Below are 25,538 nucleotides of genomic sequence, written 5' to 3' on the forward strand. Positions count from 1 at the left end.
GTCTGGCTATGTCCGGAACTGCGGCAGCCCCGGAGCGCAACAGAAAAGAGACTGAAAAAAGGCCGCTTGCGCGGCCTGGGCACGATCAGTGGTGATGTCCGCCCGCGCCATGAACGTGGCCGTGGGAGACTTCCTCGGCGGTGGCGGCACGCACTTCGGCGACGGTGACCTCGAACACCAGCGCGACACCGGCCAGCGGATGGTTGCCGTCGACCACGACCTTGCCGTCGGCGATGTCGGTGATGCGGTAGATGACGTCGTCCTCACCGTCGTCGGAGGTGCGCTCGAAGCTCATGCCGACTTCGATATTGTCCGGAAACAGCTTGGCGTCCTCGACCAGGATCAGTTCCTCGTCGTAGTCGCCGAAGGCGTCTTCCGGCTGCAGCTTGACCTGGAAGCTTTCACCGACCTTCTTGCCGTGCAGGGTTTCTTCCAGCACCGGGAAGATGCCGTCGTATCCGCCGTGCAGATACACCAGCGGGTGCTGGCCATCGTCGATGACGGCGCCGTCCGTGTCGCGGACGGTGTAGTTGAGCGTCACGACGCTATTTTTCACGATTTCATTCTGCATTGTCGGCTTCCAGTTTCTTGACCAGTTCAAAAACCGCAGCCGCGTGGCCACGGGGTGCTACATCATAGAGCGCATGGCGGATCACGCCCCGTTTGTCGATGATGAAGGTCGAGCGCCGCACGCCCGTCTTCTTGATGCCATCGACTTCCTTCTGCTGCCATACGCCGTACAGGCGACAGACCTCCTTGTCGGCATCCGACAGCAGCCGGATCGACAGGCCTTCCTCGTCGCGGAAATCGGCGTGCGTCAGGCAGTCGTCAGGACTCACGCCGACCACGATGCAGCCGTGGCGGGCAAAATCGTCCTCGTGATCGCTGAAATCTGCGGCCTGCAGCGTGCAGCTCGGCGTCCGGTCGCGGGGATAGAAATAAAGAACCACATGATGCTTGCCCTGCAAGGATGCGAGGTCGAAGACCTCCATGTCCGCATCGGGCAAGGAAAACGGGGGCGCGGTATCTCCGCTTTGCAGCATGGGCTCTCCCTGACGTGAGGCGGATTCTAGCCGAGACCCCCGGCGAACTCTACCGGGGCCGGGCTGGGATTCCGGGTGGGGCTGGACCAACATGGCTCACTCCCTCTCTGTTTTTCTGTAACCGGAATAATAGATGCGCACGCGGCGTCCGGCCACAAACAAGTTCCACTATCCGCGCACCTGTACCCTGCGCACGCCGCTGCGTACCACCGCGGCATAAGGCTCGAAGCGGCTGCGGTTCTCGTCGATCGCCAGGCCGCCGCCCACCGGCGGAAAGGCCCGCTGCGGACAGGAGGGGCGTTCGCACACCTTGCAGCCGGCGCCGATCGGTGTCGGCGCCTCGGGGTCGTCGAGCTTGAGCCCCTTGGCGTAGACCAGCCGCGAAGCGTGGCGCAGGTCGCAGCCCAGGCCGATGGCGAAGCTCTTTTCCGGTACGCCGTAGCCGCCGCGGCTGTGCGACACGCAGCGCGCGATCCACAAATAGGTGCGGCCGTCGGGCATCGCGGCGAGCTGGGTCAGGATGTGGCCCGGCCGCGCGAAGGCTTCGTACACGTTCCACAGCGGACAGGTGCCGCCGACGCGGGAGAAGTGGAAATCGGTCGCCGACTGGCGCTTGGAGATGTTGCCGGCGCGATCCACCCGCACGAAGAAGAAAGGCACGCCGCGCGCATCCGGCCGCTGCAGCGTGGACAGGCGGTGGCAGACGGTCTCGAAGCCGACACCGAAGCGCCGGCCGAGGCGATCGATGTCGTAGCGCAGCCGCTCCGCCGCAGCCACGAAGCGGCCGTAGGGAAGCACCAGTGCGCCGGCGAAGTAGTTGGCCAGTCCGATGCGCGCCAGCACCCTGGCCTCGTCGCTGCGGAACGGTGCCTCGGCGGCGATGCGATCGATCTCCTCCCCCGCCTCCAGAAAGGCGAGCTGGGTCGCCATCTGGAAAGCCTGCTGGCCGGGTTCGAGCAGCGGCGACAGGCTCAGCACGCGCGCCACCGGATCGAACGCACGCAGCGGGCCGTCCTCGTGGCCCTCCTCGCCGAAGCCGGCGTCGTCTCGCACCACGCGCACGCCATGCACCTTCGCCAGCCGCGCCGCCAGCCCGGCAGCGACGTCGCCCGGCTGCAGCGACCAGGCCCCGAACAGGCGCTCGGCGAGATCGTCCAGCTCGGCGACGTGGTTGTGGCGGGCGTAGAAGAAGTCGCGCACTTCCTCGTAAGGCATCGGCGGTGCACCGGCCACCGCGCCGCGGTCCTCGCCCAGGCGGGTGGCGAGCGCATCGACGCGCTCCTCGGCCTCGCGGCAGCGCCGGTCGAGCGCGATCAGGGCGCGGCCGATGGCGGGCATGCCGGCGGCCAGTTCGCGGACGTCGGCCAGCGACACCGGTTCGTCCAGCATCGCGCCGAGCGCGCCGCTGCCGAGCACTTCACGCAGATCGGTGATCAGCCGAGCCTCGTCGTCATCTGAAAAGCGCTGCACATCCACGTCCAGCGCAGCGCTGATCTTCAGCAGCACCTGCACGGTGAGCGGACGCTGGTTCTGCTCGATCTGGTTCAGATAACTGGGCGAGATCTCCAGCGTCCGCGCCAGCGCCACCTGGGTCAGGCCGCGCTCCTCGCGCAGCCGGCGCAAGCGCGGGCCCATGAAGGTCTTTTTCATGCTGGCTCCGATAACAAGGCCAATTGATTCGCAAAATTTGCAAGTCAGGCCTGATAAATTTACAAAATACACAAAATCAATAACTTATATTACTTTTTTGCTGCGTATTCTTGCAAATCATCGTCAAGCCACACCCTTCGCCTCGTGAACGCCTCCAGCCGCGGCAGTGGCCGGCCAAGATCTTCGCAGGCTTTGCAAATTCACTCATATCGCTTCGCAAAACCTCGCCTTTTCAGTCATTTACGCAATTTTCTCGCTGCGTATAGTGCGCTCCATCGACACCGGCGGCCCTCCCGCCCGTGCCCATCCACCGAAGGAGACCTGCATGAGCACTGCTACCACCGAGACCGCGCCGAAGACGAAGAAATCGGTCGCCCTGTCCGGCGTCACCGCCGGCAACACCGCCTTGTGCACCGTCGGCAGAAGCGGCAACGACCTGCACTACCGCGGCTACGACATCCTCGACCTCGCCGAACAATGCGAATTCGAGGAAGTCGCCCACCTGCTGGTGCATGGCAAGCTGCCGACCAAGGCCGAACTGCGCGCCTACAAGGCGAAGCTGAAGGCCATGCGTGGCCTGCCCGCCAGCGTCAAGGAAGCGCTCGAGCGCCTGCCCGCCTCCGCTCATCCGATGGACGTGATGCGCACCGGCGTGTCGGCGCTCGGCTGTGTGCTGCCGGAGAAGGACGACCACAACACCCCCGGCGCGCGCGACATCGCCGACCGCCTGCTGGCTTCGCTCGGCTCGATGCTGCTGTACTGGTATCACTGGTCGACCAAGGGCCAGCGCATCGAAGTCGAGACCGACGACGACTCGATCGGTGCTCACTTCCTGCACCTGCTGCACGGCGAAACGCCGCCGGCAAGCTGGGTGCGCGCGATGCACACGTCGCTGAACCTGTACGCCGAACACGAGTTCAACGCCTCGACCTTCACCGCCCGCGTCATCGCCGGCACCGGCAGCGACATGTATTCGGCGATCGCTGGCGCCATCGGTGCGCTGCGCGGCCCCAAGCACGGCGGCGCCAACGAGGTGGCGTTCGAGATCCAGAAGCGCTACGACAACCCGGACGAGGCCGAGGCCGACATCCGCCGCCGCGTCGGCAACAAGGAAGTCGTGATCGGCTTCGGCCACCCTGTCTATACCGTCAGCGATCCGCGCAACGTGGTCATCAAGGGTGTCGCCAAGCGTCTGTCGGATGAAGCCGGCTCGACCAAGATGTACGACATCGCCGGGCGCCTGGAACAGGTGATGCGGGAAGTGAAGCAGATGTTCCCCAACCTCGACTGGTTCAGCGCGGTCAGCTATCACATGATGGGCGTGCCGACGGCGATGTTCACCCCGCTGTTCGTCATCGCCCGCACCAGCGGCTGGGCGGCGCACATCATCGAGCAGCGCATCGACAACAAGATCATCCGTCCGAGCGCCAACTACGTCGGCCCCGACGACCAGCCCTTCGTGCCCCTCGAGTCGCGCCACTGAGGAGCGCACCACCGAGCGCCGTGGCGGCCGTGGTCCCCCTCCTGTCAAGGCAACACGGCCGCCACACACGGCGCCCCGGCGCGTGCGGCGGACTGCCCGCCGCGCCCTTTTCGTCCGCATCGACGCTCGCGACAACTTCTTTCGAGCCGGCCCCGGCCGCCCAGCACTCATGAATACAGCCCATCGCAAACCCCTGCCCGGCACTTCGCTGGACTATTTCGACGCCCGCGCAGCGGTCGATGCCATCCAGCCCGGCGCCTGGGACAAGCTGCCGTACACTGCCCGCATCCATGCCGAGAACATCGTGCGCAAGGCCGATCCGGCCATCATCGACACCTGTCTTTCGCAGCTGATCGCGCGCAAGCGCGAGATCGACTTCCCCTGGTTTCCGGTGCGCGTGGTTTGCCACGACATCCTCGGCCAGACCGCGCTGGTCGACTTGGCCGGCCTGCGCGACGCCATCGCTTCGGCCGGCGGCGACCCGGCGGCGGTGAACCCGGTAGTGCCGGTGCAGCTGATCGTCGACCACTCGCTGGCGGTGGAATGCGGCGGTTTTGACCCCGACGCCTTCCGCAAGAACCGCGAGATCGAGGATCGCCGCAACGAGGACCGCTTCCACTTCATCGAGTGGACGAAGAAGGCCTTCGCCAACGTCGATGTGATCCCGGCGGGCAACGGCATCATGCACCAGATCAACCTGGAGAAGATGTCGCCGGTGGTCTACGTACAGGACGGCGTCGCCTTCCCCGACACCTGTGTGGGCACCGACAGCCACACGCCGCACGTCGATGCACTGGGCGTGATCGCCATCGGCGTCGGCGGCCTGGAAGCCGAGAACGTGATGCTGGGCCGCGCGTCGTGGATGCGCCTGCCCGACATCGTCGGCGTCAGGCTGGCCGGCAAGCGCCAGCCCGGCATCACTGCTACCGACATCGCCCTGGCGCTGACCGAATTCCTGCGCAAGGAGAAAGTCGTCGGCGCCTACGTCGAGTTCTTCGGCGAAGGCGCCGACAGCCTGTCGATCGGCGACCGCTCGACGATCTCCAACATGTGCCCCGAATACGGCGCCACCGCCGCGCTGTTCTTCATCGACCAGCAGACCATCGCCTACCTGAAGCTGACCGACCGCAGCCCGGAACAGCTCAGGCTGGTCGAAACCTACGCCAGACAGGCCGGCATCTGGAGCAGCGCGCTGCAGACCGCCGAATACGAGCGCGTGCTGGGATTCGACCTGTCTACCGTGGTGCGCAACATGGCCGGCCCGTCGAACCCGCACCGCCGCCTGCCGGTGTCCGCCCTGCGGGAACGCGGCATTGCCGACCCAGTCAAGCTCGCCGCCGGCAAGGAAGAAGAGGCCCAGGGCCTGATGCCCGACGGCGCGGTGATCATCGCCGCGATCACCTCGTGCACCAACACCAGCAACCCGCGCAACGTCATCGCCGCCGCGCTGCTGGCGCGCAATGCCAACAAGCTGGGCCTGACGCGCAAGCCCTGGGTCAAGTCCTCGCTGGCCCCCGGCTCCAAGGCGGTCGAGCTGTACCTGAAGGAAGCCGGCCTGCTCGGCGACCTCGAGAAGCTCGGCTTCGGCATCGTCGCCTTCGCCTGCACCACCTGCAACGGCATGTCCGGCGCGCTCGATCCGAAGATCCAGCGGGAGATCATCGACCGCGACCTCTACGCCACCGCCGTGCTGTCGGGCAACCGCAACTTCGACGGTCGCATCCACCCCTATGCCAAGCAGGCCTTCCTGGCCTCGCCGCCGCTGGTGGTGGCCTACGCGATCGCCGGCACCGTGCGCTTCGATATCGAGCAGGACGTGCTAGCCGTCGTCGATGGCAATCCGATCCGGCTGAAGGACATCTGGCCGAGCGACGAGGAAATCGACGAGATCGTCGCCAAGGCGGTCAAGCCCGAGCAGTTCCGCGCCGTGTATGAGCCGATGTTCGCCATCCGCCGCGACGACGGCGAACGCGTGTCGCCACAGTACGACTGGCGTCCGATGTCGACCTACATCCGCCGCCCGCCCTACTGGGACACCGAAGGCGTCGGCGCGCTGGCCGCCAATCCGCGCACGCTGAAAGGCATGCGCCCGCTGGCGATCCTGCCGGACAACATCACCACCGACCACCTGTCGCCGTCCAACGCCATCCTGGCGAGCAGCGCGGCGGGCGAATACCTGGCGAAGATGGGCCTGCCGGAGGAAGACTTCAACTCCTACGCCACCCATCGCGGCGATCACCTGACCGCGATGCGCGCCACTTTCGCCAACCCGCAACTGGTCAATGAAATGGCCGTGGTCGACGGGCAGGTCAAGCGCGGCTCGCTGGCGCGCGTCGAACCGGAAGGCCAGGTCATGCGCATGTGGGAAGCGATCGAGACCTACCTGAGCCGCCGCCAGCCGCTGATCATCATCGCCGGCGCCGACTACGGCCAGGGCTCCAGCCGCGACTGGGCGGCCAAGGGCGTGCGCCTGGCAGGCGTGGAAACGGTGGTGGCCGAAGGCTTCGAGCGCATCCACCGCACCAACCTGATCGGCATGGGCGTGCTGCCGCTCGAATTCAAGCCGGGCAGCAACCGCCTGACGCTGCAACTCGACGGCACCGAGACGTACGATGTGGAAGGCGAACTGCAGCCGCGCGCCGAACTGACGCTGCTGATCCACCGCTGGAACGGCGAAACCCTGCGGGTGCCGGTCACCTGCCGGCTGGATTCGGACGAGGAAGTTTCGGTATATGAAGCAGGTGGCGTGCTGCAGCGCTTCGCCAAGGACTTCCTGGAAGGGACGGTCTGACGCAGCAAGGAGCGGGAAGCGGCGCCCCGGCACGCTTCCTGCGCATCCCACACACCGCCGCCGGACACGGCGGCCTGACAGGAGCCCCGCACATGGCCCATGCAGCGCAAGTCAAGATCCCCGCTACCTACATGCGTGGCGGCACCAGCAAGGGCGTGTTCTTCCGCCTGCAGGACCTGCCCGAGCGCTGCCAGGCGCCGGGCGAGGCCCGCGACAGGCTGTTCATGCGCGTCATCGGCAGCCCCGATCCCTATGCCGCGCAGATCGACGGCATGGGCGGCGCCACCTCCAGCACCAGCAAGTGCGTGATCCTGTCCAAGAGCAGCCGGCCTGAGCACGACGTGGATTACCTGTACGGCCAGGTCTCGATCGACAAGCCCTTCGTGGATTGGTCCGGCAACTGCGGAAACCTGTCCACTGCCGCAGGCGCCTTCGCCATCCACGCGGGGCTTGTCGACCCGGCGCGCATTCCCGCAAACGGCGTCTGCGTGGTGCGCATCTGGCAGGCCAACATCGGCAAGACCATCATCGCCCACGTGCCGGTCACCGGCGGCCAGGTGCAGGAAACCGGCGACTTCGAGCTGGACGGCGTCACCTTCCCGGCCGCCGAGATCGTGCTGGAATTCCTCGATCCGTCCGACGACGGTGACGAAGGCGGATCGATGTTCCCCACCGGCAATCTGGTCGACGACCTCGAAGTGCCCGAAAGCGTGGCAAACGCGGGCACGCTCAAGGTGACGATGATCAACGCCGGCATCCCGACCATTTTCGTCAATGCCGAAGACATCGGCTACCAGGGCACCGAGCTGCGTGAGGACATCAACGGCGACCCGGAGGCGCTGGCGCGCTTCGAGGCCATCCGCATCGCCGGCGCGCTGCGCATGGGCCTGATCAAGACGCCGGCGGAAGCCGCCACCCGCCAGCACACGCCCAAGATCGCCTTCGTCTCGAAGCCCAAGGACTACGCGGCCTCCAGCGGCAAGACGGTCACGGCCGGCGAGGTCGACCTGCTGGTGCGCGCGCTGTCGATGGGCAAGCTGCACCACGCGATGATGGGCACCGCGGCAGTCGCCATCGGCACTGCCGCGGCGATTCCCGGCACGCTGGTCAACCTCGCCGCCGGCGGCGGCGAGCGCACCTCGGTCCGTTTCGGCCATCCGTCCGGCACGCTGCGCGTCGGCGCCGAGGCACGGCTGGTCGACGGTCAATGGACCGTCACCAAGGCCATCATGAGCCGCAGCGCGCGCGTGCTGATGGAAGGCTGGGTGCGCGTGCCCGGCGACGCTTTCTGACCCCTCGAACACAGCCCCCGAACAAGGAGACACCATGTCCACTCGCAAGCAACTGAAAGCCCTGGCCGAAGCCAGGCGCGGCGTGATCGTGCCGGGCGCATTCAACGCGCTGTCCGCGCGGGTGATCGCCGACCTCGGCTTCGAGGCCATCTACATCACCGGCGCCGGCGTCACCAACATGTGGTTCGGCATGCCCGACCAGGGCTTCATGGGCCTGGCCGAGATCGCCGACCACACCGCCCGCATCCGCGACGCCGTCGACCTGCCGCTGCTGGTCGATGCCGACACCGGCTTCGGCAACGCGGTCAATGTCTATCACACCGTGCGCACGCTGGAACGCGCCGGCGCCGACTGCATCCAGCTCGAAGACCAGGTCGCGCCCAAGCGCTGCGGCCACTTCAACGGCAAGGACGTGATCAGCACCGAAGAGGCCGTCGGCAAGATCAAGGCCGCCGCCGACGCCCGCCGCGATCCCGACTTCCTGATCATGGCGCGCACCGACGCCGCCGCCGTGCATGGCTTCGAGGCCGCCATCGAACGCGCGCACAAGTTCGCCGAGGCCGGCGCCGACATCCTGTTCGTCGAAGCCGTGACCGGGGAAGAGGAAGTGCGCGCGCTGCCGCAGCGCCTCGCCAAGCCGCAGTTGATGAACATGGTGATCGGCGGCAAGACGCCGATCTTCAACGCCACCGAACTGGGTGAACTGGGCTACGGTTTCGTGCTGTACGCCAACGCCGCGCTGCAGGGTGCGGTGGCCGGCATGCAGAAGGCGCTGACCGTGCTGCGCGACGAAAAGGAGGTCAAGGAATCGAGCGGCCTCGTTACGCCTTTTGCCGAACGTCAACGCCTGGTCGGCAAAGCCGAATGGGATGCGCTGGAAAAGCGCTACATCTGAGCAGGCTGAATACCTTTCCCCGGGCGAGCATCCTTTGGGCGCCCCTCCTCCCTTCGAGAGGCGCAGAACGGATCCGCGGAGAGGGAATGGAAATGTCCGAAAAGGACGATGAAGAATGAAAAAAATCAAAAGCCTGCTGGTTGCAAACCGTAGCGAGATCGCCATCCGGGTGATGCGCGCCGCCGCCGAGCTGGGCATCCGCACCGTTGCCATCTACGCCCGCGAAGACCGCTTCGCGCTGCACCGCTTCAAGGCCGACGAGAGCTATCTGGTCGGCACCGGCAAGACGCCGATCCAGGCCTACCTGGACATCGACGACATCCTGCGCATCGCGCGCGAGGCCGGGGTGGATGCCATCCACCCCGGCTACGGCTTCCTGTCCGAGAATCCGGACTTCGCCGAAGCCTGTGCCGCCGCCGGCATCGAGTTCATCGGCCCCTCGCCCGAGGTGATGCGCACGCTCGGCAACAAGGTGGCCGCGCGCAACGCTGCCATTGCCGCAAAGGTGCCGGTGATTCCGGCCACCGCCGCGCTGCCGGACGACCTCGACGCAGTGAAGGCCCAGGCCGCGGCGATCGGCTATCCGCTGATGCTCAAGGCAAGTTGGGGCGGGGGCGGCCGCGGCATGCGCGCGATCGACAGCGAGGACGAGCTCGCTGCCGCGATCGCCGCTGCGCGGCGCGAAGCCAAGGCCGCTTTCGGCAACGATGAGGTCTACCTGGAAAAGCGCATCGTGCGTGCCCGCCACGTCGAAGTGCAGGTTCTCGGCGACACCCATGGCCAGCTCGTCCATTTGTTCGAGCGCGACTGCTCGGTGCAGCGGCGCAACCAGAAGGTGGTGGAGCGCGCTCCGGCCCCCTACCTCGACGACACTCAGCGCGCCGAGCTGTGCGAAGCCGCGCTGCGCCTGTGCCGCTCGGTCGGCTACACCCACGCCGGCACGGTGGAATTCCTGATGGACGCCGACAGCGGCGAGTTCTACTTCATCGAAGTGAACCCGCGCATCCAGGTCGAGCACACCGTCACCGAGGAAGTCACCGGCATCGACATCGTCAAGGCGCAGATCCACGTCAGCGAAGGCGCGCGCATCGGCACGCCCGAATCCGGTGTGCCCGAGCAGGCCGACATTCGCCTCAACGGCCACGCGCTGCAATGCCGCGTCACCACCGAAGACCCGGACAAGGGCTTCGCGCCCGACTACGGCAAGCTCGGCGCCTACCGCAGCGCCGCCGGTTTCGGCATCCGCCTGGACGCCGGTACCGCCTATACCGGCGCGGTGATCACGCCCTACTACGACTCGCTGCTGGTCAAGGTCACCGCCTGGGGCCGCGAACCGGCCGAAGCCGCACAGCGCATGGACCGCGCGCTGCGCGAGTTCCGCATCCGCGGCGTCGCCAACAACCTCGCCTTCCTCGAGAACGTGGTCGACCATCCGTCCTTCCGCGACGGCACGTGCACCACCCGCTTCATCGACGAAACGCCGGAACTGCTTGCGACCACGCCGCGCCTGGACCGCGCCACGCGCATGCTCGAATTCATCGGCGAAGTGGTCGTCAACGGCAACCCGGAAATGAAGGGCCGCCAGCCGGCTCCCGCCAGCAGCCTCGGTCACGGCCGCGAAGATGGCAGCCTGATCTGGTCGGCCGCCAGCCTGGATGCGACTATCCCCGCCGGCAGCCGCGACCGCCTGCGCGAACTCGGCGCCAAGGGCTTCTCCACCTGGATGCGCGAACAACAGGCGGTGCTGCTCACCGACACCACGATGCGCGACGCCCACCAGTCGCTGTTCGCCACCCGCATGCGCACCGCCGACATGCTGCCGGTGGCACCGCACTATGCGCGAGACCTCGCCGACCTGCTGTCGATGGAATGCTGGGGCGGCGCCACCTTCGACGTGGCGATGCGCTTCCTCAAGGAAGACCCGTGGCAGCGCCTCGCACAACTGCGCGAGCGCGTGCCCAACATCCTGTTCCAGATGCTGCTGCGCGCCTCCAACGCGGTCGGCTACACCAACTACCCGGACAACGTGGTGCGCTTCTTCGTCCAGCGCGCGGCGGCCGAAGGCATCGACCTGTTCCGCGTCTTCGATTCGCTCAACAACGCCGACAACATGCGGGTGGCGATGGACGCGGTGAATGAGTCCGGCGCGCTGTGCGAAGCCGCGCTGTGCTACACCGGCGACCTGTTCGACGCCCGGCGCGACAAATATTCGCTGAAGTACTACGTCGATCTGGCCAGACAGTTCGAACGTGCCGGCGCCCACATCATCGGCATCAAGGACATGGCCGGCATCTGCCGCCCACGCGCGGTGCGCGCGCTGGTCAAGGCACTGCGCGAGGAAACCGGGCTGCCGGTGCATTTCCACACCCACGACACCAGCGGCGCCTCCGCCGCCAGCGTGCTGGCGGCGATCGAAGCCGGCGTCGATGCGGTGGACGGCGCCATGGACGCGATGAGCGGTCTCACCTCGCAGCCTTCACTCGGCGCCATCGTCGCCGCCCTGGAAGGCAGCGAACGCGCGCCGGCCGTCACCCTCGACCAGCTCCGCCCGTTCTCCCACTACTGGGAAGGCGTGCGCCGCCACTACGCCCCCTTCGAGGCCGACATGCGCGCCGGCACCGCCGACGTGTACCGCCACGAAATGCCCGGCGGCCAATACACCAACCTGCGCGAGCAGGCCCGTGCGATGGGGCTGGAACACCGCTGGGACGCCATCGCCCAGGCCTATGCCGACGTCAACATGCTGTTCGGCGACATCGTCAAGGTCACCCCGACCTCCAAGGTGGTCGGCGACATGGCCATCTTCATGGTCGCCAACGAACTCACGCCGGCCGACGTGCTCGACCCGGCGCGCGAGATCGCCTTCCCCGAATCCGTCGTGCAACTGATGCGCGGCGAACTCGGCCTGCCGCCGGACGGCTTCCCCGCGGAACTGCAGCGCAAGGTGCTCAAGGGCCAGGCGCCGCTGACCGAGCGCCCCGGCGCGGTGCTGCCGCCGGCCGATCTCGACGCCGCGCGCGCGGCCGCCAGCGAAGCGGCCGGCCGCGACATCGACGACAAGGACCTCGCCTCGTGGCTGATGTATCCCAAGGTCTTCGCCGACTTTGCCCGCCACCAGCGCCAGTACGGCGACGTGTCGACGCTGCCGACGCCGGTGTTCTTCAGCGGCATGAGCGAACGCGATGAAATCGCCGTCGCCATCGATGCCGGCAAGACGCTCGCGGTACGCCTGACCGGCCGCACCGAAGCCGACGACGACGGCATGGTCAAGCTGTTCTTCGAGCTCAACGGCCAGGCGCGCCCGATCAAGGTCGCCCAGGCCGGTCTGGCCGCGCCGCAGCGCAATCACCCCAAGGCCGAGGACGGCAACGCCGCCCACCTGCCCGCTCCGATGCCCGGCGCGGTGGTGATGGTGGCCGTCGAAGCCGGCCAGACGGTGAAGAAGGGCACGCCCTTGCTGTCGATCGAGGCGATGAAGATGGAGACGGTGCTGAGCGCCGAGCGCGACGCGACCATCGCCCGCATCTTCATCAGGCCCGGTGATCAGGTGGAAGCCAAGGATCTGCTGATCGAGTTCACAGCAGCGGAGGCGGCATGAGTGCCTTCCACTGCCACGATGCCACAACGGCCGGCTTCCAAGCCACCCGATGGAGGAGCACGGACATGAATGACAACGATCTGCTGCGCCCGCGAGCGCTATACGAAGCCATCGGTGACTCGCTGCGCGAGCGCATCTTCGCCCACGAACTGCCGCCGGGCGCCGCGCTGGATGAAATCGCCCTTGCGCGCGGCTACGGCGTCAGCCGCACGCCGGTGCGCGAGGCGCTGAAAGTGCTGGCCCACGAGGGCCTGGTGGTGATCGAGCCGCGCCGCGGCTGCTGCGTGGCGGAGTTTTCCCGCAGCGACGTGTGCGCACTGTTCGGCGTGCTCGAGCTGCTGGAAGCCTTCGCCGTGCGCGAAGCCGCCGGCCGTGGCCCGGTCGCCGGACCGATCGACTATGAACGGCTGGTCGAAAGCGCCGGCAATCGCTATGCCGCCGACGCCATCCTTCGCCTGCGCGAAAAGCTCAGACTGGCGCTCGGCCCCGCTTTCGGCGACGGTGACGCCGAATGCTTCTCGGGCATCGCACCTACCCTGCATGCAGCGCTGAGCCGGCACGACGCAGCACAGGCCGAAGCTGCATGGCGAACCTACGCCGCCGCACGCCGGCGACTGGCAAACCTCAAGGAGCCCGCGCCGCTGCCCAATTGAACAGTCGCTCCCGGCTTGCGAACCTTATTCGAACGCCAATGCGTCGACCGCTGCTTACCCTTCGACGCGGCAGGCCTGCACCTTCCAGCGCCGTACTCCGCGCTGCGCGAGTCCGGCGCCGAGGCGGTCCAGTTCGTCCCTGCCGAACAGGCCGGCATGCCAGGTCGTTCGGCATTCGTGGTCGACGCCGCTGGCCAGCAGCAGCTCCAGCGAGCGCTGCGCGGCGCTTGCGCTGCCAGGCGTGGCAGTGATCGCATCGTAATGTCCGGCCGGGCCCTTGATGTCCAGCCCCACCCAATCGAGCAGCGGCAGCACCGCGGCGAGGCGGTCGGGATACATGCCTGCAGTGTGCAGCGCGGTCTCGAAGCCGAGTGCGCGGACTTCGCGCAAGGCCTGCGGCAGCGCCGCCTGCAGGGTCGGTTCGCCGCCGGAGAACACCACGCCGTCGAGCAGGCCGCGGCGGCGTTCGAGGAAGTCCAGCACTGCCTGCCATGGGCGCTCCGCTTCCGTCCCCGCCGGGATCAGCTGCGGATTGTGGCAGTAGCTGCAGCGCCACGGGCAGCCCTGGCAGAACACCACGGCGGCCAGCCGGCCGGGAAAGTCGATGGTGGTCAGCGGCACGAAGCCGCCGACGCGCAGGCTGGACATGGGGGCGCCTGCTTCAGCCAGCGAGGCCGCAGCGATTCTCGGCGAAGAAGCGGCGCTCGGCATGCTCGCCCTTCTTGCCGGTGTTGAAGCTGGCGACCGGGCGGTGGTAGCCCATGACGCGGGTCCACACTTCGCAGGGCTGGCGTTCGTCGTCGCTGAGGGTGACGGCGTCGGCGAGATGGCGGGTTTCGGTGGCGGTGTGCATGTTCATGGTGTGCTCCTTGTGGAAAAAATGGGATGTCAGGCCGCGAGCCGTGCCCGCTTGGCGGCCAGGCGCTCTTCGTCGCACTTCGGGCAGAACGCGTGCTCGCCGGCCAGGTAGCCGTGCGCCGGGCAGATCGAGAAGGTCGGCGTCACGGTGATGTAAGGCAGGCGGAAGTTCTGCAGCGCGCGCCGTACCAGGCGCTTGCAGGCTTCGCCGCTGGACAGGCGCTCACCCATGTAGAGGTGCAGCACGGTGCCGCCGGTGTATTTGCGCTGCAGCGCCTCCTGCCGGGCCAGGGCTTCGAAGGGGTCGTCGGTGAAGCCGGCGGGCAGTTGCGAGGAGTTGGTGTAGTACGGCTGCTCGGTGGTGCCGGCCTGCAGGATGTCCGGCCAGCGCTTGCGATCCTCGCGGGCGAAGCGGTAGGTGGTGCCCTCGGCCGGGGTGGCCTCCAGGTTGTACAGGTGGCCGGTTTCCTCCTGGAAGGCGGTGATGCGGGCGCGCACGTGATCGAGCAGGCGCACGGCGAAGGCGTGGCCCCGTTCGGTGGTGATGTCTTCGGCATCGTTGCTGAAGTTGCGGATCATCTCGTTGATGCCGTTCACCCCCAGCGTGGAGAAGTGGTTGCGCAGCGTGCCGAGGTAGCGTTTGGTGTAGGGGAACAGGCCCTGGTCGATGAGGCGCTGGATCAGCTTGCGCTTGATCTCCAGGCTGTCGCGGCCGATCTCCAGCAGGCGGTCGAGGCGGGAGAACAGGCCGGCCTCGTCGCCACGGTGCAGATAGCCCAGGCGCGCGCAATTCACCGTCACCACGCCCAGGCTGCCGGTCTGCTCGGCGCTGCCGAACAGGCCGTTGCCGCGCTTGAGCAGTTCGCGCAGGTCGAGCTGCAGGCGGCAGCACATGGAACGCACCATGTTGGGCTGGAGTTCGGAATTGACGAAGTTCTGGAAGTAGGGCAGCCCGTACTTGGCCGTCATGTCGAACAGCAGCGCGGCGTTGTCCGACTCCCACGGAAAGTCCGGAGTGATGTTGTAGGTCGGGATCGGGAAGGTGAACACCCTGCCCTTGGCGTCGCCGGCCGACATGACCTCGATGTAGGCGCGGTTGATCAGGTCCATCTCGGCCTGCAGGTCGCCGTAGGCGAAGGGCATTTCCTCGCCGGCGATGACGGGGATCTGCTCCTTCAGGTCGTCCGGGCAGGTCCAGTCGAAGGTGAGGTTGGTGAACGGCGTCTGCGTGCCCCAGCGCGAGGGCACGTTGAGGTTGTAGATGAGTTCCTGGATGTGCTGGCGCACCTCCTCGTAGCGCATGTTGTCCTTGCGCACGAAGGGCGCCATGTAGGTATCGAAGGACGAGAAGGCCTGCGCCCCCGCCCATTCGTTCTGCATGGTGCCGAGGAAGTTCACGATCTGCCCCACCGCGCTGGACATGTGCCTGGGCGGACCGGCCTCCACCTTGCCCGGCACGCCGTTCAGGCCCTCGTGCAGCAGGGTGCGCAGCGACCAGCCCGCGCAGTAGCCGGACAGCATGTCCAGGTCGTGGATGTGGATGTCGCCCTCGCGGTGCGCGGCGCCGACCTCGGGCGGGTAGACGTGCGACAGCCAGTAGTTGGCGGTGACCTTGCCGGCGACGTTGAGGATCAGCCCGCCCAGCGAATAGCCCTGGTTGGCGTTGGCATTGACCCGCCAGTCGGCGCGGGTGAGATATTCATTGACCGAGCTTTCGACATCGACCTGCACCTTGCGCTCGCCGCGCAGCGCCGCGTGCCGTTCGCGGTAGACGATGTAGGCGCGCGCGGTGGCGGCGAGGCCGTCGGCGATCAGCGTTTCTTCGACCACGTCCTGGATCTGCTCGATGCCGACCGCCTGATTGCCGAAGCGGTGGGCGAGCACGCGCAGCACCCGCTCGGTGAGACGGACCGCTTCGTCGTCGCCGTATTCGCCGCTGGCCCGGCCCGCACGGGATAGCGCGGAACGGATCTTGCCGGCATCGAAAGCAGTGCGACGGCCGTCGCGCTTGATCACCCTGCGTGCGCTGATCACGCTGGCGGGTTCGGGCGGATTCTGCATTTTCGTCCCCTTGATGCACTAAATGTAGTTGAATTTTTCACTCAAACAACTACATGTTGATTTGACATACATCAATAAGATCTCCATCCGAGCTTGCCGCCCGCGTTTGCACTAATGCCGGATGGATCGGCAGCAGGGCCGGAAGCTGCGCCGGCACGCCTATCCGCGCGCGGCTGCCGCCCTGTTCCCGCTGTGCTTGCGCCCTTCGTCCTCGAAGCGGTAGGAGGTCAGGAACTCGACATCGACGCCGGTTTCGAGCAGCTTGCCGGCTGGCGGAAATGCGCGCTGCACGCAGTCGGCGCGCGGGCAGACGCGGCAGCCGGGGCCGATCGGCACCACCTCGCGCTGCGCGTCGAGGTCCAGGCCGTCGGCATAGACCAGCTCCCGGGCATGGCTCAGTTCGCAGCCCAGGCCGATGGCGAAGGACTTGCGCGGCACCCGCCAGCCGCCGCCGCCGCGCCCGATGCTGCGGGCGATGCCGAAGAAGCGCGTACCGTCGGGCATCTCCGCCACCTGGGTGAGGATGCGCCCCGGCTGAGTGAAGGCATCGTGCACATGCCACAGCGGGCAGGCACCGCCGTGACGGGCGAAATGGAAAGCCGTCGCGCTCTGGCGCTTGGAGATGTTGCCGGCCTGGTCCACCCGCACCAGATAGAAGGGCACGCCACGGGCACCGCTTCGCTGAAGCGTCGACAGGCGATGGCAGACTGTTTCGAAGCCGACGTGGAAGCGCCGCTGCAAAGCCTCGATGTCGTAGCGCGAGCTGCGTGCCGCGGCGCGAAAATCACCATAGGGCAGCAGCAGCGCACCGGCAAAGTAATGTGCCAGCCCCTGCCGTGCCAGGGCGCTGGTCTGCGCATCGGAAAAACCGGCGGCGGCAATCTCCGCCTCGATGACATCACGGTGTGCGATCAGCGCCAGTTGGGTGGCGATCTGGAAGGCCTGCTGGGCGTCCGACAGATGCGTCGCCACTGCGAGGCGGCTGCGGCGCGCATCGAAACGCCGCAGCATGCCGTCGGCAGCGGTGTTGCCGAGCCCTTCGACCTCGATGCCATGCTCGTCATGCAGGATCCTGCGCAGGGCCGCGGCACGCTCGCCCGGCACCAATCCTCCCCTGCCCGCCCGCTCCTCGGCCAACGCATCCAGCGTATCGATGTAGTTGTCGCGCCGGTTGAAGAAATCACGCACCTCTTCGTGCGGCAACGGTGCGAGCAGCGTCGGCAGTTGATCGCCGTGCAAGCGATCGGCCAACTGCGCATATTCGTCCTGCAGACGCTGGTGGCGCTGGACCAGGCCGACGAAGGCGCTGGCCAGTTCGGGCACCTGCTCGACCATGCGCACCAGTTGCGCCTGGCCCACGCCCTCCCCGGCCAGCAGGCGATCGCGGAACACGTCCCTCAGTTCGCCCAGCAGGCGCCGGTCCTGCTCCTCCGAAAAATCGCTCACTTCGCAGTCGAAAGCCTCGACCAGTTTCAGCAGCACGGTGGCGCTCACCGGGCGCTGGTTGTTCTCCAGCTGGCAGACATAGCTCAGTGAAATACCCAGCCGGGCAGCCATCGCGGCCTGGCTCAAGCCTGCCTGCTCACGCAGGCGGCGCAGGCGGGCGCCAATGAACAGCTTGTGGTTCAAGACCTCGCCTCCTCGTTCACATGATTCGCAACTTCACGCTTTCCATTGCGAATTTATTTACATGATTTCTCTTTTACATCAATAGCTTATTGATGATTTCAAGGCATGTAAATACGATGCGGTCGAACACGGCAGGCATGTCCGCGCAGCCGCAACGAGAACCGGAAGGAGACACCCATGAATACGACCCAAAGCAGCACCATCCCCACCGTCAAACTGCTGATCAACGGCGAATTCGTCGAATCGCGCACCACCGAATGGCGCGACGTGGTCAACCCCGCCACCCAGCAGGTGCTGGCCCGCGTGCCGATGGCCACCGCAGAAGAAGTGGATGCCGCCGTCGCCGCGGCCAGGAAAGCCTTCGAAAGCTGGAGGAAGACGCCCATCGGTGCCCGCGCACGCATCTTCCTGAAGTACCAGCAGTTGATCCGCGAGAACATGAAGGAAGTGGCGGCCATCCTGACCGCCGAACAGGGCAAGACCCTGCCCGACGCCGAGGGCGACGTCTTCCGCGGTCTGGAGGTGGTGGAGCACGCTGCCAACATCGGCACGCTGCAGCTCGGCGGACTGGCCAACAACGTCGCCACCGGCGTCGATACCTACACCCTGCTGCAGCCGATCGGCGTCTGCGCCGGCATCACGCCGTTCAACTTCCCGGCGATGATCCCGCTGTGGATGTTCCCGATGGCGATCGCCTGCGGCAACACCTTCGTGCTCAAGCCTTCCGAACAGGACCCGCTGTCCACGATGCGGCTGGTCGAACTGGCGATCGAGGCCGGCATTCCGGCCGGCGTGCTCAACGTCGTGCATGGTGCGGTCGACGTGGTCAACGGCATCTGCGACCACCCGGACATCAAGGCGGTGTCCTTCGTCGGCTCGACCCGCGTCGGCACCCACGTCTACAACCGTGCCAGCCTCGCCGGCAAGCGCGCGCAGTGCATGATGGGCGCCAAGAACCATGTCGTCGTGCTGCCCGACGCGCACAAGGAACAGACGCTGAACGCGCTGGCGGGCGCCGGCTTCGGCGCCGCCGGCCAGCGCTGCATGGCCTCGTCGGTGGTGGTCTTCGTCGGCGAAGCGGCGCAGTGGCTGCCGGAACTGGTCGAGCGCGCCCGCGCGCTGAAGGTCAATGCCGGCCACGAGGCGGGCACCGACGTCGGCCCGGTGATCTCGCGCGCCGCCAGGGCCCGCATCCTGGAACTGATCGAAGCCGGCGTGCAGGAAGGCGCGACGCTGGAACTGGACGGCCGCGCCCCGCAGGTGCTCGGCTACGCCGACGGCAACTTCGTCGCCCCCACGCTGTTCTCCGGCGTCAAGCCCGGCATGCGCATTTACGACGAGGAGATCTTCGGCCCGGTGCTGTGCACGCTGGCGGTGGACTCGCTCGACGAGGCCATCGCGCTGATCAACGCCAACCCCAACGGCAACGGCACCGGGGTGTTCACCCAGTCGGGCGCGGCGGCGCGCAAGTTCCAGGAGGAGATCGACGTCGGCCAGGTGGGCATCAACGTGCCCATCCCGGTACCGGTGCCGCTGTTCTCCTTCACCGGCTCGCGCGCCTCCAAGCTGGGCGACCTCGGCCCCTACGGCCAGCAGGTGGTCCTGTTCTACACCCAGACCAAGACCGTCACCGCGCGCTGGTTCGACGACGGCGTGGTGGCGCCGGTCAACACCACGATCAGCCTCAAGTAAGCCGGCCCGGAGCACCGCCATGGACTTCGAACTCTCCGAAGACCAGTGTGCTTTCCGCGACACCGCGCGCGAATTCGCCCAGCGCGAGTTCGCGCCCCATGCGGGGCGCTGGGACACTGAAAGCATCTTCCCGATCGAGGCACTGCGCCACGCCGGCGAGCTGGGCTTCTGCGGCCTGTACGCGCTGGAGGAATACGGCGGCCTCGGCCTGCCGAGGCTGGACGCCAGCATCGTGTTCGAGGAACTGGCCGCCGCCTGCCCTTCGACCACCGCCTACCTGACCATCCACAACATGGCGGCCTGGATGGTGACGCGCTTCGCCCGGCCCGAAATCGCGGCCGAGTGGGGGCCGCGCCTGGCCTCGGGCGAGATGCTGGCCTCCTACTGCCTGACCGAACCGGGCGCCGGCTCGGACGCAGCCTCGCTCGCCACCCGCGCGCGACGGGAGGGCGGGCACTACGTGCTCGACGGCGCCAAGGCCTTCATCTCGGGCGCCGGCGCCACCGACGCGCTGGTGGTCATGGCGCGCACCGGCGAAGCCGGGCCGAAGGGCATCTCGGCCTTCCTCGTCGCCGCCGACAGCCCCGGCATCGAATACGGCAAGAAGGAGCACAAGATGGGCTGGAACAGCCAGCCCACGCGCAGCATCACCTTCGACGGCGTGCGCGTGCCGGCCGCCCAGCGGCTCGGCGAGGAAGGCGAAGGCTTCGCCATCGCCATGAAGGGCCTGGACGGCGGCCGCATCAACATCGCCACCTGCTCGGTGGGCGCGGCGCAGGGCGCATTGAACGCGGCGCTCGCCTACGTGCATGAACGCCGCCAGTTCGGCCGCCCGCTGGCGGACTTCCAGGCGCTGCAGTTCAAGCTCGCCGACATGGCCACCGAACTGGTCGCCGCGCGCCAGATGGTGCGTCTGGCGGCCAGCCGGCTCGACGCCGGCGCGGCCGACGCCACGCTGTACTGCGCGATGGCCAAGCGCCTGGCCACCGACCTGGGCTTCTCGATCTGCAACGAGGCGCTGCAGATCCACGGCGGCTACGGCTACATCCGCGAATACCCGCTGGAACGCTACCTGCGCGACGCGCGGGTGCACCAGATCCTCGAAGGCACGAACGAGATCATGCGCGTCATCATCGCCCGCCGCATGCTCGCTGAACACACCACGGAGACCCCACGATGAGCACGCACACCTATCCCGGCCTGGCACTCGAAAAACAGGGCCACACCGCCATCCTGACACTGGACAACCCGCCGGCCAACACCTGGACGCAGGAAAGCCTGGCCGCACTGGTCGAAGTCATCGAAGCACTCAACGCCGACCGCGAGATCTACAGCCTGGTGGTGACCGGCAGAGGCGACAAGTTCTTTTCCGCCGGCGCCGATCTCAAGCTCTTCGCCAGCGGCGACAAGGCGGTGGCGGCGGGCATGGCGCACTACTTCGGCCTCGCCTTCGAGACCCTGTCGGCCTTCCGCGGCGTGTCGATCGCCGCGATCAACGGCTATGCGATGGGCGGCGGACTGGAATGCGCACTGGCCTGCGACCTGCGCATCGCCGAGGAACAGGCGGTGCTGGCGCTGCCCGAAGCGGCCGTCGGCCTGCTGCCGTGCGCGGGCGGCACCCAGTGGCTGTCCTGGCTGGCCGGCGAAGGCTGGGCCAAGCGCCTGATCCTGTGCGGCGAGCGCCTGGACGCGGCCACCGCGCTGCGCATCCGCCTGGTGGAAGAAGTCACCGGCCGCGGCGAGGCGCTGGCGCGCGCGCTGGAACTTGCGCGCACGGTCGAAAAGCAGAGCCCCACCAGCGTGGCCGCCTGCAAGCGCCTGATCCAGGCCGCCCGCACCACCCCGCCGAACCAGGCGCTGCCCGACGAGCGCGCGGAGTTCGTCAAGCTGTTCGACACCGCCGACCAGCGCGAAGGCGTCACCGCCTTCCTCGAAAAGCGCGCCCCGCAATGGCGCAACGCCTGAGGAGGCAGCGATGGACGACTGCGTGATCCTGCGCGAATTCCCCACCGCCTGCGGCCGGCGCTTCGGCCATGCGACGCTGAACGCGCCGAAGAGCCTCAACGCCCTGTCGCTGGACATGATCGACCGCCTCGCGCCCCAGCTCGACGCCTGGGCCGCCGACCCCGCCATCGTCGGCGTGCTGCTCGACGGCGCGGGCGAGAAGGCCTTCTGCGCCGGCGGCGACGTCGCCGCGCTCCACCATGCGATCAAGGCCATGCCCGAAGGCGAGGTACCGCAGGCGGCGAAGGATTTCTTCGAGCATGAATACCGCCTCGACCACCGCATCCACACCTACCCCAAGCCGATGCTGTGCTGGGGCCAGGGCATCGTCATGGGCGGCGGCATCGGCCTGATGGCCGGCTCCTCGCACCGCGTCGCCACGCCCACCACCCGCATGGCGATGCCCGAGATCACCATCGGCCTGTACCCGGACGTGGGCGGAAGCTGGTTCCTGCGCCACATGCCCGGGCGCAGCGGCCTGTTCCTGGCGCTGACCGGTGCGCCGCTCAACGCCGCCGACGCCCGCTTCGCCGGGCTGGCCGATTTCATCGTCGCCGATGCCGAGCGCGAACGTCTGCCCGCGCTGCTCGCCGACACCCGCTGGGATGCACCGGATGATGGCGGCAACGCCGCCAACCACGCCCGCCTGGGCGCCCTGCTCGACCAGTTGGGAGCCAGCGTGTCGCCCGCCACCGTACAGCCCTCGCCGCTGCGCGCCCACTTCGACCGTATCGAGGCATTGATCGGTCACGACGGCCTGGCCGACATCGCTGCCCGCCTGAGCGCGCTGGCCGAGGATGCCGACCCCTGGCTCGCCGCCGCCGGCAAGACCTTCGCGCGTGGCGCGCCCAGTTCGGCGCGGCTGTCGTGGGCACTGTGGCAGAAGACGCGCCACATGTCGCTGGCCGAGGTGTTCCGCACCGAATACCACGTGTCGGTCGCCGCCACCGCCCACCGCGACTTCGCCGAAGGCGTGCGCGCGCTGCTGATCGACAAGGACCGCAAGCCGCGCTGGCAATTCGCCACCGTGGAAGCCGTCCCCGACGAGATCATCGCGGACCACTTCGAGCCCCGTTACAGCGGCCCGCATCCGTTGGCCGACCTGGGCTGAATAAAGGCGGACGCAATACCGTTCAGCCAGCCCCGGTTTTCTCCCTCCCCCCTCGCGGGGGAGGGCCGGGGAGAGGGGGCGCCCCGCAGGGGCGTAAGTAGCCGTCGTAATGGCTGGGCCTTGTCCCGCACTCGCGCCCCCCTCTCCCCAACCCCTCTCATCAAACCGCATCGCAACCAGGAGGAGACACCACAATGACGGACAAGCACATCGCCTTCATCGGCCTCGGCAACATGGGTGGCCCGATGGCCATCAACCTCGCCAGGGCCGGCCTCGCGGTACGCGCCTTCGACCTCGACCCCGCCGCCCGCGCGCGCGTCGCCGAGCACGGCGCGCACATCGCCGACTCGGCCCGCGCGGCGGCGGACGGGGCCGGCATCGTCATCAGCATGCTGCCGGCCAGCCGCCATGTCGAAGGGCTGTTCCTCGGCAACGGCAACGAACCCGGCCTGCTCGCCGCCCTGCCCGCCGGTACGCTGCTGATCGACTGCAGCACCATCGCCCCGGCCAGCGCGCAGAAGCTGGCCGCGGCCGGCCACGCGGCCGGCATCGCGGTGCTCGACGCGCCGGTCTCCGGCGGCACCGCGGGCGCCGCCGCCGGCACGCTGACCTTCATGGTGGGCGGGGCAACAGAAGACCTCGCCCGCGCCGAACCCATCCTGCGCCACATGGGCCAGAACGTCTTCCATGCCGGCGGAGCGGGCGCCGGCCAGGCCGCCAAGCTGTGCAACAACATGCTGCTCGGCATCCTGATGATCGGCACCAGCGAAGCGCTGTCGCTGGGCCAGTCGCTCGGCCTGGACCCGGCGGTGCTCGCAGGCATCATGAAAGTCAGCTCCGGCGGCAACTGGGTGCTGGAAAAGTACAACCCGGTGCCCGGCGTGATGGACAACGTACCCGCCGCGCGCGGCTACAGCGGCGGCTTCGGCACCGACCTGATGCTGAAGGACCTCGGCCTCGCGCTGGAAGCGGCCATCGCCAGCCGGAGCCCGGTGCCGCTGGGCGGGCTGGCCGAATCGCTGTACGCCGCGCACAGCCGAGCCGGCAACGGCGGGCTGGACTTCTCCAGCATCATCGGCTTGCTGCAGGCGCGAAAGCAGTAGGCTCCCGGCGGGCGCCCACGGCCCCGGCGGCGCCCGCACCAGTTCGATGAGAGCCGAACCCGGCAGCCCACATTGACGGCCGGCCTGCTCCAGGCGGAAACTAAGAACGATTCTCGATAGCCAGCCAAGGGGAGGTTCCCGGTAGCCAGCGCTTCTTTCCGCTTCCCGGAGCATGCCGTGCCTGCCACCCCCAACGTCGACGAGCTGTACACCGATCATCACAAATGGCTGCACACCTGGCTGCGCCGCCGGCTCGGCTGCACCCACCGCGCCGCCGATCTGACGCACGACACCTTCCTGCGCCTGCTTGCCCGTGAAGAGCCGGTCGCCATCCAGGAGCCACGGGCCTTCCTGACCACCATCGCGCAGCGTCTGCTGTCCAACCACTGGCGGCGCGAGTACCTGGAACAAGCCTGGCTCGAAGCCCTGGCCCTGCGGCCCGAGGCGCTGGCCCCCTCGCCCGAGGAGCGGCAGGTAGTCCTCTCCACGCTGATCGAGATCGACGCCCTGCTGTCCACCCTGCCCGGCGAAGTGCGCCGCGCCTTCCTGCTGTCGCAGTTCGACGGCCTCAACCAGGCCCAGATCGCCGCCGAACTCGGCGTCTCGGTGACCACCGTCAAGCGTTACCTGACCCGGGCCGGCACCCTGTGCTACTTCGCCCTCGATGCCGGCTGAGATGTCCTCTGCGACGCCCCAGCCGCCGGCCGACTTCGATCCGGCAATCGCCAGCCGTGCCGTGGAATGGCTGTTCGAACTGCAGGAGGCCGGCGACGCCGAAGCGCCACGCCGGGCTTTCGAAAGCTGGCTGGCCGAGCACCCCGACCACCGCCGCGCCTGGGAACACATCCAGCGCGTCAACGCCCGCCTGCACTCGGTGGCCGACAACGCGCCGCCGGTGCGCAAGGCGCTGCTCGGCGGCCCCCGCCGCCAGCGCCGCGAACTGCTCATCGCGCTGCTCACCGCCGGTGCCAGCGGCGGCCTGTGGCTGCACAGCGGCCACGGCCGGCGCAGCACCGGCCTGCTGGCCGACCTGCGCACCGGCGTCGGCGAACGCCGCACACTGGAGCTGGCCGACGGCAGCGAACTGGCGATCAACAGCGACAGCGCGCTGGACGTCCGCTTCGACGAGCAGGCCCGGCAACTGAGCCTGCACCGCGGCGAAATCCTCATCCGCACGGGGCAGGATCCGGCCAGACGCCCCTTCGTCGTCCTCACCCGCTACGGTGCGCTGCGCCCGCTCGGCACCCGCTTTGCCGTGCGCATCCTGCCGGACGCCGGCCACCTCGCCGTCTTCGAAGGCGCCGTCGCCGTCCAGCACAGTGGCGACACGGCGCCGCGCGTCACCCTGCAGGCCGGTGAACAACTGCGCTTCGCCCCGGGCCTCGACGAAGCGCCGCAGGCCGCCGACGAAAACGCCGTCGCCTGGCGTGAAGACATCCTGGTCGCCGCCAACATGCGGCTCGCCGACTTCCTCGCCGAAGTCGGCCGGCATCGCCACGGCCGGCTCGCCTGCGCGCCGGAAATCGCCGACTGGCGCGTTTCCGGCACCTACCGGCTGGACGACACCGACCGCATCCTCGACGTCCTGCGCGCCAGCCTGCCGGTGCGTATCCACACCCTCACGCGTTACTGGGTCACGGTGCATCCCGCCACCTGAGCAAAATAACGCACCGCG

20 protein-coding genes are annotated in these 25,538 nt (G+C 67.8%); 13 read left to right on the forward strand and 7 right to left on the reverse strand.

Features of this window, described 5'->3' with window-relative positions:
- Positions 1-85: 85 nt before the first annotated feature.
- The 3 genes from TBU01S_RS02475 to TBU01S_RS02485 form a co-directional block, all read right to left on the reverse strand.
- Positions 86-571, reverse strand: a complete 486-nt coding sequence (locus TBU01S_RS02475) for an FKBP-type peptidyl-prolyl cis-trans isomerase (protein WP_068635059.1) — start codon at positions 569-571, stop codon at positions 86-88.
- On the reverse strand, positions 561-1,043 hold the full coding sequence (locus TBU01S_RS02480) for a peroxiredoxin (RefSeq protein WP_068635060.1): 483 nt from the start codon (positions 1,041-1,043) through the stop codon (positions 561-563). Before TBU01S_RS02480 ends, TBU01S_RS02475 begins: the two co-directional genes overlap by 11 nt.
- A 168-nt stretch (positions 1,044-1,211) precedes the next feature.
- Complete coding sequence (locus tag TBU01S_RS02485) at positions 1,212-2,693, reverse strand: short-chain fatty acyl-CoA regulator family protein (protein ID WP_068635061.1); 1,482 nt, start codon at positions 2,691-2,693, stop codon at positions 1,212-1,214.
- 325 nt (positions 2,694-3,018) lie between these two features.
- Here TBU01S_RS02485 and prpC point away from each other — a divergent pair, with 325 nt between their 5' ends.
- The 6 genes from prpC (at position 3,019) to TBU01S_RS02515 (ending at position 13,405) form a co-directional block, all read left to right on the forward strand.
- Positions 3,019-4,176 carry a bifunctional 2-methylcitrate synthase/citrate synthase gene (gene prpC, locus TBU01S_RS02490; RefSeq protein ID WP_068635062.1) on the forward strand — a complete coding sequence of 386 codons (1,158 nt, stop codon included), beginning with the start codon at positions 3,019-3,021 and terminating at the stop codon, positions 4,174-4,176.
- A gap of 169 nt (positions 4,177-4,345) precedes the next feature.
- Positions 4,346-6,967, forward strand: coding sequence for a Fe/S-dependent 2-methylisocitrate dehydratase AcnD (gene acnD, locus TBU01S_RS02495; RefSeq protein ID WP_068635063.1), 2,622 nt, complete (start codon positions 4,346-4,348; stop codon positions 6,965-6,967).
- A gap of 92 nt (positions 6,968-7,059) precedes the next feature.
- Positions 7,060-8,259: a 2-methylaconitate cis-trans isomerase PrpF gene (prpF, locus tag TBU01S_RS02500; protein WP_068635064.1), complete on the forward strand. Its 1,200-nt coding sequence runs from the start codon at positions 7,060-7,062 to the stop codon at positions 8,257-8,259.
- Between the two features lie 34 nt (positions 8,260-8,293).
- Positions 8,294-9,154, forward strand: a complete 861-nt coding sequence (locus tag TBU01S_RS02505) for an isocitrate lyase/PEP mutase family protein (protein ID WP_068635065.1) — start codon at positions 8,294-8,296, stop codon at positions 9,152-9,154.
- 115 nt (positions 9,155-9,269) lie between these two features.
- Positions 9,270-12,752 carry a pyruvate carboxylase gene (locus tag TBU01S_RS02510; RefSeq protein WP_068635066.1) on the forward strand — a complete coding sequence of 1,161 codons (3,483 nt, stop codon included), beginning with the start codon at positions 9,270-9,272 and terminating at the stop codon, positions 12,750-12,752.
- Positions 12,753-12,817: 65 nt separating this feature from the next.
- Entirely contained in the window at positions 12,818-13,405 is a 588-nt protein-coding gene (locus TBU01S_RS02515; RefSeq protein ID WP_068635067.1) for a GntR family transcriptional regulator, read from the forward strand.
- A gap of 54 nt (positions 13,406-13,459) precedes the next feature.
- Here TBU01S_RS02515 and TBU01S_RS02520 read toward each other — a convergent pair whose 3' ends face one another.
- The 4 genes from TBU01S_RS02520 to TBU01S_RS02535 all read right to left on the reverse strand — a co-directional run bounded on the left by TBU01S_RS02520 (position 13,460) and on the right by TBU01S_RS02535 (position 17,953).
- Positions 13,460-14,053 carry an anaerobic ribonucleoside-triphosphate reductase activating protein gene (locus TBU01S_RS02520; RefSeq protein ID WP_068635068.1) on the reverse strand — a complete coding sequence of 198 codons (594 nt, stop codon included), beginning with the start codon at positions 14,051-14,053 and terminating at the stop codon, positions 13,460-13,462.
- A gap of 13 nt (positions 14,054-14,066) precedes the next feature.
- Entirely contained in the window at positions 14,067-14,264 is a 198-nt protein-coding gene (gene nrdD / locus TBU01S_RS02525; RefSeq protein ID WP_068635069.1) for an anaerobic ribonucleoside-triphosphate reductase, read from the reverse strand.
- 29 nt (positions 14,265-14,293) lie between these two features.
- Positions 14,294-16,324, reverse strand: coding sequence for a ribonucleoside triphosphate reductase (locus tag TBU01S_RS02530; protein WP_068635070.1), 2,031 nt, complete (start codon positions 16,322-16,324; stop codon positions 14,294-14,296).
- Positions 16,325-16,483: 159 nt separating this feature from the next.
- On the reverse strand, positions 16,484-17,953 hold the full coding sequence (locus TBU01S_RS02535) for a helix-turn-helix domain-containing protein (RefSeq protein ID WP_068635071.1): 1,470 nt from the start codon (positions 17,951-17,953) through the stop codon (positions 16,484-16,486).
- 177 nt (positions 17,954-18,130) lie between these two features.
- On the opposite strand from TBU01S_RS02535, the gene TBU01S_RS02540 reads away from it, so the two are divergent.
- The 7 genes from TBU01S_RS02540 to TBU01S_RS02570 all read left to right on the forward strand — a co-directional run bounded on the left by TBU01S_RS02540 (position 18,131) and on the right by TBU01S_RS02570 (position 25,520).
- Positions 18,131-19,645, forward strand: a complete 1,515-nt coding sequence (locus TBU01S_RS02540) for a CoA-acylating methylmalonate-semialdehyde dehydrogenase (RefSeq protein WP_068635072.1) — start codon at positions 18,131-18,133, stop codon at positions 19,643-19,645.
- A gap of 19 nt (positions 19,646-19,664) precedes the next feature.
- A complete protein-coding gene (locus TBU01S_RS02545) occupies positions 19,665-20,825 on the forward strand; it encodes an acyl-CoA dehydrogenase family protein (RefSeq protein WP_068635073.1) in 1,161 nt (386 codons plus the stop codon).
- Positions 20,822-21,610, forward strand: a complete 789-nt coding sequence (locus tag TBU01S_RS02550) for an enoyl-CoA hydratase (RefSeq protein ID WP_068635074.1) — start codon at positions 20,822-20,824, stop codon at positions 21,608-21,610. Before TBU01S_RS02545 ends, TBU01S_RS02550 begins: the two co-directional genes overlap by 4 nt.
- 10 nt (positions 21,611-21,620) lie before the next feature.
- On the forward strand, positions 21,621-22,760 hold the full coding sequence (locus TBU01S_RS02555) for an enoyl-CoA hydratase/isomerase family protein (protein WP_068635075.1): 1,140 nt from the start codon (positions 21,621-21,623) through the stop codon (positions 22,758-22,760).
- Positions 22,761-22,954: 194 nt separating this feature from the next.
- On the forward strand, positions 22,955-23,863 hold the full coding sequence (gene mmsB, locus TBU01S_RS02560; RefSeq protein ID WP_068635076.1) for a 3-hydroxyisobutyrate dehydrogenase: 909 nt from the start codon (positions 22,955-22,957) through the stop codon (positions 23,861-23,863).
- Positions 23,864-24,040: 177 nt separating this feature from the next.
- Positions 24,041-24,538, forward strand: coding sequence for a sigma-70 family RNA polymerase sigma factor (locus tag TBU01S_RS02565; RefSeq protein ID WP_068635077.1), 498 nt, complete (start codon positions 24,041-24,043; stop codon positions 24,536-24,538).
- A 1-nt stretch (position 24,539) separates the two neighbouring features.
- Positions 24,540-25,520 (forward strand): FecR domain-containing protein, encoded by a 981-nt coding sequence (locus TBU01S_RS02570; protein ID WP_217999543.1) that lies wholly within the window; start codon positions 24,540-24,542, stop codon positions 25,518-25,520.
- Positions 25,521-25,538 lie beyond the last annotated feature (18 nt).

Origin of the sequence: Thauera butanivorans NBRC 103042 (assembly GCF_001591165.1) — a bacterium.
Taxonomy (GTDB): Bacteria; Pseudomonadota; Gammaproteobacteria; order Burkholderiales; family Rhodocyclaceae; genus Thauera; species Thauera butanivorans.